This window comes from Neisseria sp. HMSC15G01, from assembly GCF_001808255.1.
GTDB classification, from domain to species: Bacteria; Pseudomonadota; Gammaproteobacteria; order Burkholderiales; family Neisseriaceae; genus Neisseria; species Neisseria subflava_A.
Genome location: NZ_KV792663.1, coordinates 1 through 6,573 on the forward strand (window position 1 = coordinate 1; position 6,573 = coordinate 6,573).

Genomic DNA, 6,573 nt, shown 5'->3' on the forward strand with positions numbered 1-6,573 from the left:
TCAGGCCTTTGCTGTCAACGGCGGTTTTGGCATCTACGCCTTTTTGGATGTTATCTTTAGTGCTTTGAGCGAGATCGATACTGTAATTAGTTGTGACTGCGCCATCGGATGCAGTTGTAGTATTGGAGGTCAAATTCAAAGCATTGGAAACTTGTACAGTTGCTTTATCTGCGCTGACGGTATAAGTGGTTTCTTTGCCTGAAGTTGTTTTATTAACGTGCGTGTTGCTGCCTGCCGCTACATTGGTTGTGGTTTTGGCATTATTGATGGCATTGGCTACATCACCAGCAGTCGCTACACCGGCAGTCGGTGCGGAAACTGTGCCATTATTATTGACAGACAATGTGCCTTGAGTGACGTTGATTTGGACTTTTGATGCATTCTCGCCATCGGTAACTGCAACGGTCGTCAAGTTGCCATTAGCGTAGTTGACTGTACCGTTGTTATTGATACGGGATTTGTCTGTACCGTTTTGTTGGATATTGTGTCCAACATTGTTCATAACAGTGTACAGTTGGCTACCATTAACTGCATCGGTTGAAGTGGCGGAAATACGGCCTGCAGCAACATTCTGGATTTGGCGTTCATTGCCTGCGCTGCCTACAGAAACCGCGCCTGTTTTGGAGGATGAAGAAGCCGCATAGCTGACATTGGTCGCAGCGCCGCTATCGTTTTTGAATGTTGCATTTTTAGCTGTTGCATCAAAATTATTGGCAGTGCCAACAGCACCATTGCCCAATGCAACAGAGCTACCAACCGTAGTCGTCGCACCATTACCCAACGCAACTGAATCGCTTCCAGTCGCTTTTGCATTATTACCGCCGGCAAAACTATTCTGCCCGGCAGCTTGGGCTGAGGAACCAATAGCGGTGGAATAAAGGCCTGAACTGTTTGCCTGCTTACCAATGGCGATAGAATAAGATTGAGCAGTCTGTGCCTGATGACCAATTGCAACAGAATCATCACCGACTGCATTTGACAAATAGCCCATTGCCGTACCGTTATTTTGTGCTGCTGCCCTTGCACCGACAACGGTTGCATTTTCGTAGTTGGCTCTACTGTGAGCACCGACGACTATAGAGTAATTGCGATCATTTTCTGTATTCAAACCTATGGCGATAGAACCTGTACCGCGAGAATTGGCATTAGAGCCTAAAGCCACGGCACCCACAGTTCCTGAAGTTACAGTTGCATTTGGGCCAACGGCAACAGAAGACGAACCAAGTACGTTGGCATTATGGCCCAAGGAAACACTACCCGTCGCACCTGTACTTGTTGCTGCATTTGGTCCGATGGCAATCGAATTGGTTGCTTTTGCGCCATCATTATTCCAGTTTTTCGTACCGTCAGTTTTGCCTTCTTCTGACTTAACAGAAAAATAACGAACGCGTTCAAGCGCATTCAATACGCCATAAAGTTGAGAGCCGTTGATGGCATCAGTAGAAGTAGCAGAAATATCGCCAGGGGATACATTGATAATTTGGCGTTCGTAACCTTGAGAACCAACAGACACAACATCACCGGCATCGGTAGTTTGACCGCCTGCCCAAGTGTAGGTTACACCCATAATTTCGCGTTGAACGTATGCCCGACCTTCTTTATCGGTTTTAGAAGCCGTACCCAAAGCCACAGAGTTCAGCAAAGTTGCTTTTGCACCTGTACCCAAAGCTACACCACCAAAGGCAGTGGCTTGAGATTTAGTACCAATAGCCAGAGACAAATCGGCAGATGAATTAGACTGCACACCTAATGCAACAGAACCTTGACCGGCAATGGTATTACCATAAACCCCGCTATTCATTGTATCTCCGGTCATTTCTTTATAGATATCCCGCAGATTTTTACCACGTAGCGCATATTCACCAACTTTCGCACCTTGGGCATTGTATTTGATGAATTTGTCCGTTGCGCTGCCTGAATATTGGGTACCACCAACACTATCAAGGTCATCACCACCCACCGAGATAGATGAATTACCCTCAGCTACAACATTACCACCAACCGCAATAGATTGGTCACCCTTTGCCCACGCGCCCTCAGGTCTGCCCTGTGCATCGACACGGTTACCTGAACCAATAGCAATAGCCTGAGTTATCTTAGGACTACTTGAATCGCCTACTCGAGCCGTATTACCAATAGCAATATTATTGTGAGTTAAACCCGGGTGCATAATGTTTTGGGAAAGAACCCCAGATGCACGTCCAATAGCAATCGTACCAAGGCCGGTTGCATTCGCGTCTGCACCAAGTGCAATAGCACTTGATAGCGCACTACCCGAACTTGGAGAATTTGCCACTGCACTTTTACCGATGGCAATGGTGTTTCCAGTTTGAGCTTGGGTTGAATTACCTATAGCGATAGACTCACTTTGATAACCCACTGCATTGGTACCGATTGCAATGGCATTTTGCGCATTGGCTGCAGCCTGACTGCCGCTGCCAATCGCAATGCCGTCTTGACCTCTTGATGTACTGGATTTACCCAAAGCCATTGAGCCAATACCATAAGCCTGAGCTTCATTACCAAGCGCTGTAGTACTAACATTGTTGGCAAGAGCATTCTTACCTACCGCTGTCGCTTGCGTACCATTTGCTTTGGAATCTGCACCCAGTGCTGTTGAATCTGCAGAAACAGCATTGGCACTTTTACCTATCGCTGTTGCATATGAACTACTTGCACTTGTATCTGCACCCATCGCAACAGCATGAGTTTGGGTAGCCTTGGCATTTGTACCAACAGCAAGACTGTTATTATGTGTTGCATTTGCACTCGTACCTACCGCAACTGCACCATTAGCCGTGGCATTGGCTGATGCTCCTACTGACAGAGCACCAATACCGGTCGCTGTTGCACCGCTGACCGCAGTAGCACTGGTTGGAGGATCAACCGCAATTAGCCCACGTCCCGCAGTTGCCGCATACGAATTACCTGCACCCAAAAGAGCTGCCGAAATCACTGTCAATCTGAAAACTGTCGCGATACCATTTTTACCGGATTCGGCAGATACATCTGTACTGTTTTGTTCTGCAGACGATTTCACACGGCCTTTGGCCAATTCGGACGTTACAACGAAAGATTGAATCGTACGGTTCCAAACGACTTTAAATATCTTATTCATTAGTGTGTCTTTCTCTTTTTATGATGGGTAAAAGCGTAGGCGTGAGCATGACGCTACTTTAAAAAATCTATTGCGGAGGATTTCCCTGCAAAATGCTTGCTTCGAGCTGACGTTTATTGTCACTTTAAGACGAAATTTAGGTCTTTTACTATCTCGAAGTGAAATAGTATTTCATACTTACTAAATATCCGCTAGTCAGAAATATCAACCGATTATCTTTAATTTCTAAATAAAATTACGGCTTTCAACCAAAAAACCAATCATCAAAAGGGTTTCAGCCATGTTTCTATTAATAAGCGGTGTGTTGCATTCCATTGACAAGTCACAAGCAAACACAGTAACCATGCAACTCATATGCCAATTATTTAAAATATTATTTATTAAAAAACGAAAGAAAAAGGCCGTCTGAAATGTTTCAGACGGCCTTTAATGAAATGATATTGAACAACTACTTGCTTAAATAATTTGGTTTTTAAGCTATCAATAAAATCGGCAATATGCTTTTAATACGTCATAGAAAGAATACGCATATCCCTACTTATACAAACGTAGATGGTTTTACAAACCGAATACGGCAATATCGCCCTTGCCTTGACGAATCAGCTCGGTGCCATCGGTCATATCGATAACCGTCGTCGGCTCAGTACCGCACCAGCCACCATCGATAACCAAATCGACAGCATGTTCAAGACGGTCTCGAATTTCGTATGGATCGGTCAACGGCTCTTCGTCTTCAGGCAGCATGAGGGTGCAACTTAAAATAGGTTCGCCCAATTCTTGCAAAAGTGCCAAGGCAGTAGCGTTATCAGGAACACGCAGGCCGATGGTTTTGCGCTTGGGATGAAGCGTGCGATTGGGTACTTCTTTGGTTGCCTGCAGGATAAAGGTGTAGCTGCCGGGCGTAGCTGCTTTGAGCTGGCGGAACTGGGCATTATCCACTTTGGCGTAAGTACCCAATTCACTCAAATCGGCACACATCAAGGTCAGGTGGTGTTTTTGATCGATTTTGCGAATCGTGAGAATGCGCTCCATCGCATTTTTGTCGCCGAGTTTGCAACCCAGTGCATAGCAGGAATCCGTAGGGTAAACGATGACGCCGCCACTGCGGACAATATCGGCGGCTTGCTTGATGAGGCGGTCTTGGGGATTATCGGGATGGATGGCGAAAAATTGTGCCATGTTTTTTTCCTTATCATTCTAATGGTTTGTTGTTTGACATTTTAAAACTTATTTGGCCGTCTGAATATTGGATTTCCACCACAATGAATGGATTTAGCCTTAGCTACAACACGGCTGACCCAGTGATCCTTATATATAATTTTGATTTACCGGCCGATATCGAAAGTCAATTTAATACACTATATAATGCATTATTTTGTTTGAAAGTCATCTCAATGCCTGCTTCTTCCCTACCTTCCCGCCACTTGTCTGTCGCACCTATGCTTGATTGGACAGACAGACACTATCGCTTTATGGCGCGACAAATTACACGCAATGCTTGGCTTTATAGCGAAATGGTCAATTCAGGCGCAGTAGTTTACGGAGATAAAGACCGCTTTTTGAGTTTCAACGAAGGCGAGCAACCGGTAGCTTTACAGCTTGGCGGCTCAGATCCGCATGACTTGGCAATCGCTACCAAAGCGGCTGAAGCGTATGGCTATAATGAAGTCAACCTAAATTGCGGCTGCCCCAGCCCACGCGTTCAAAAAGGCGCTTTCGGCGCTTGCCTGATGAATGATGTAGATTTGGTGGCAGATTGTTTGAACGCGATGCAGGATGCAGTTGAAATTCCGGTGACGGTCAAACACCGCATCGGTGTAGACAGACAAACAGAATATCAAGTCGTAGCAGATTTTGTGGGAACATTACACAAAAAAACAGCCTGCCGCACATTTATCGTCCATGCGCGTAATGCTTGGTTAGACGGTTTATCCCCGAAAGAAAACCGCGAAGTCCCGCCACTCAAATATGAATACGTCTATCGCTTAAAACAAAATTTTCCCGACTTGGAAATTTTGATTAACGGCGGCATCACCACCAACGAAGAAATCGCCGAACATCTGAAATTTGTCGATGGGGTCATGATCGGGCGCGAGGCTTATCATAATCCAATGCTGATGCGCAATTGGGATGTACTGTTTTACAACGACACACACGCACCAATCCAATACGCAGATTTAGCAGCTTGGCTATACGCATACAGCCGCGAACAAATCGCCTCAGGGCGCGGCACCATCCTACGCCACATCGTCCGCCATGCACTGGGCTTGATGCACGGCCTAAAAAATGCCCGCACTTGGCGCCGTATGCTCTCAGATGCCGCTTTGCTGAAAGACAACGACGGCAGCCTGATTCTAGACGCATGGAAAGAAGTCGAACGCGCAAATATTTGGGACTAATGCCATATCGTTCGAATAAATGAAAGGCCGTCTGAAACATCAAATGATGTTTCAGACGGCCTTTTAAATTACAACAGACTGCTAAAGATATATTCATTTCTCTTTGGCTACTATGATGATTAATTCATCGAATAAACCCAACACATAATCTAAGCATAAAAAAATGCGGCCTAAATAGGCCGCATTTACTTTGCTTCGTCTTTTCAGACGGCCTTTTCAGGCCGTCTGAAAGTCAGATTACCATTGGTAACCAACTGCTGCGGTAGCACCGAAGTGACCACGTGAGTTGCCGGAAGCAGTACCTTTGATGATCCAGTTACCACCATCGGAGATGCTAGAGAAGCCGACAGCGTAACCGGTTTCACCGCGGTAGTGACCGCCACCGATAGCCAGCATGCTCTTACCTGGCAAGTAAGCTTGTGGCAGACCGGCAGTAGCCAGAGCTTGAGCCACACCTGCGCGGGCGTTGTTGTCAACCTTGTTCACATTGCTGTTCACATCGCCGAATTTTTGGTTCAGCTGGTCAACGTTAACTGCATCGGTACCTTTCTTACCTGGAGCAACATTTTGGATAGTAGTATTGCCGGCATCGATACCACCTTGGTTGATGGTTACAGGACCTGCTTTCAGTTCGTTAGTAGTAACACTGTTAACGGTCAGATCAGGGTTCATGCTGACTTTCAGCGCATCGCCGTCTTTCTTAACGAAGATGTTTTGAACTTCTTTCTCTGAAGTCTTACCGGTTGCTTTGTCGAATACTTGAACTTTAGTACCCGCATCACCTTTAATCTGAATAGTGTTATTCAGAGGTTTGGAGATAGAGCCGTCAGTAGTACCAGTCTCGTCAACCAGACCGAAGGTGCCATCAGCATCTTTACCGTCTTTACCGTCTTTACCATCTTTCACGGTTGCAGTAGAAGTAGAGATGACTTTACCGTCTTTATCGAAGTTGTTGATAGTGATGGTAGAAGTACCTTTAGCTTCATCACGCTCAACTTTACCTTCAGCAGACTTACCGTTGTCACCGGTATCACCTTTAGCTGCAGCTGTACCATC

Annotated in this window: 4 protein-coding genes; 1 reads left to right on the forward strand and 3 read right to left on the reverse strand. The window is 45.9% G+C overall.

What is annotated here, in order from left to right:
• Together HMPREF3139_RS10850 and HMPREF3139_RS02440 are read right to left on the reverse strand one after the other, a co-directional pair.
• The coding region (locus HMPREF3139_RS10850; protein ID WP_283127006.1) for an ESPR-type extended signal peptide-containing protein at positions 1–3,118 on the reverse strand (3,118 nt) is incomplete at its 3' end.
• A 558-nt stretch (positions 3,119–3,676) separates the two neighbouring features.
• Positions 3,677–4,297, reverse strand: coding sequence for an L-threonylcarbamoyladenylate synthase (locus HMPREF3139_RS02440; protein ID WP_004521114.1), 621 nt, complete (start codon positions 4,295–4,297; stop codon positions 3,677–3,679).
• Positions 4,298–4,512: 215 nt separating this feature from the next.
• On the opposite strand from HMPREF3139_RS02440, the gene dusA reads away from it, so the two are divergent.
• On the forward strand, positions 4,513–5,517 hold the full coding sequence (gene dusA / locus HMPREF3139_RS02445; RefSeq protein WP_070460248.1) for a tRNA dihydrouridine(20/20a) synthase DusA: 1,005 nt from the start codon (positions 4,513–4,515) through the stop codon (positions 5,515–5,517).
• Positions 5,518–5,754: 237 nt separating this feature from the next.
• On the opposite strand, the gene HMPREF3139_RS10855 is transcribed toward dusA, so the two are convergent.
• Positions 5,755–6,573, reverse strand: an 819-nt coding sequence (locus HMPREF3139_RS10855; RefSeq protein ID WP_210388918.1) for a YadA family autotransporter adhesin, incomplete at its 5' end; no start/stop codon positions are given.

Bases quoted from the DNA above. Each gene is read 5' to 3' on its own strand.
- HMPREF3139_RS02440 (WP_004521114.1), bottom strand. From the start codon at position 4,297: ATGGCACAATTTTTCGCCATCCATCCCGATAATCCCCAAGACCGCCTC.
- dusA (WP_070460248.1), top strand. From the start codon at position 4,513: ATGCCTGCTTCTTCCCTACCTTCCCGCCACTTGTCTGTCGCACCTATG.